The organism is Paraburkholderia madseniana, assembly GCF_009690905.1.
GTDB classification, from domain to species: domain Bacteria; phylum Pseudomonadota; class Gammaproteobacteria; order Burkholderiales; family Burkholderiaceae; genus Paraburkholderia; species Paraburkholderia madseniana.
Genome location: NZ_VOSW01000260.1, coordinates 1 through 1,649 on the forward strand (window position 1 = coordinate 1; position 1,649 = coordinate 1,649).

Here is a 1,649-nt window from a genome sequence, read left to right on the forward strand (position 1 = left end):
TGTTGATTTGCACGGAATCCTGACCCACGATTTGCATTGAATTCTGACCCACCCGTTGGACCAGCTTTGCGGGTTATTCGGTGGGTGTCTGGGTCTTCTTTCTCTCCTTCTTTGGCTGTGTCGTGCTGTTTCTGAAACGATAGCTATCGTTGCCTGTTTCTACAATGTGGCAGTGGTGCGTAAGCCGGTCGAGTAGCGCTGTCGTCATCTTTGCATCGCCAAACACACTGCTCCACTCGGCGAAGCTCAGATTGGTGGTGATGATGATGCTGGTTCGTTCGTAGAGCTTGCTGAGCAGGTGGAACAGCAGCGCACCGCCAGTCTGGCTGAACGGCAGGTAGCCGAGTTCGTCCAGCACCACCAGATCGGCATACACCAGCCGTGTTGCGAGCTGTCCAGGCTTGCCCACAAGCTTTTCCTGTTCGAGTGCATTCACCAGTTCGATGGTGGAGAAGAAGCGCACGCGGCGGCGATGATGCTCAAGTGCCTGCACGCCGATTGCAGTTGCCAGATGGGTCTTTCCGGTGCCGGGTCCGCCCACCAGAACGATGTTGTGCGCCGAGTCGATGAACTCGCACTGGTATAGCTGCCGCACCAGCGCTTCATTGGCATCGCTGCAACTGAAATCGAAGCCACCGATGTCACGATACGCCGGGAAGCGCGCCACCTTCATCTGGTATGCGAGCGAACGCACTTCACGTTCTGCGAGTTCAGCCTTGAGCAACCCGGCAAGCACCAGTGAAGCCGACTTGTAGGCCGGCGAGTCCTGCGCGGCGAGCTCGCCCAACGCCTGTGCCATACCGTGCAGCTTAAGTGACTTGAGCATCTGCATCATGACATCAGGCTGCATGGTTGTCCTCCCGGCCTCTAAGGCGATCGTAGCGGCTGACGTTGGCTTGCGGCTCGACGGTCAGTGCGAAGGCCTGTGGTGTCTGCAGCGGCGGCACAGGCGGGCTGTCGAGCAGCCGACTCAGGATGTTCAGCACCGTCTGCTTGTTTGGGGCGCCGGCTTCGAACGCCAGCTCGACGGCTGCGAGCACCATCTGTTCGTCGTGCAACAGGACCAGCGCCAGAATCTCGACCATCTCCCGGTCACCGCCGGGACGCTTCAGCAGCACACCCTGCAGCTTGCGGAATCCGACTGGAAACTCGGCGAAGGGTGCACCGTTGCGAAGCGCGCCAGGTTTGCGCTGCAGGACTGCCAGGTAGTGACGCCAGTCGTAGATGGTCTCGCCGTTGTCATGGCTGCGGTTGATCCGCCGGCCGTGCTCGGCAATCACCTGACCTTCCGCGACGAACACAAGCTTCGCGGCGTAGACCCGCAGGCTGATGGGCCGGTTGGCGAATGATGCCGGCACGCTGTAGCGGTTGCGCTCGAAGGTCACGAGGCAGGTTGGTGACACGCGCTTGGTGTGTTCGACGAAGCCGTCGAACGGCTGGCCCACTGGCATCAGGTGTGGCCGCTCGGCAGACCACGCGTCCCAGATCGTCATGTCCTGTTCGGGGTGCCGTGTCTGTTGCCACAGCAGCACGCACTGGTCGGCCAGCCAGTCGTTGAGCGCCGCCAGCGAGCCGAACGTCGGCACCTTCTGCCAGAGCCGGTGGCGGCTGTCCTGGACGTTCTTCTCGATCTGCCCCTTCTCCCAGCC

At 61.1% G+C, this 1,649-nt stretch carries 2 protein-coding genes; both read right to left on the reverse strand.

Going from position 1 to position 1,649, the window contains the following annotated elements; genetic code table 11:
- Positions 1–73: 73 nt before the first annotated feature.
- Complete coding sequence (gene istB, locus FSO04_RS45690) at positions 74–850, reverse strand: IS21-like element helper ATPase IstB (protein ID WP_154567996.1); 777 nt, start codon at positions 848–850, stop codon at positions 74–76.
- On the reverse strand, positions 840–1,649 hold an 810-nt coding region (locus tag FSO04_RS45695), incomplete at its 5' end, for a Mu transposase domain-containing protein (RefSeq protein WP_414693535.1). The genes istB and FSO04_RS45695, both read right to left, overlap by 11 nt.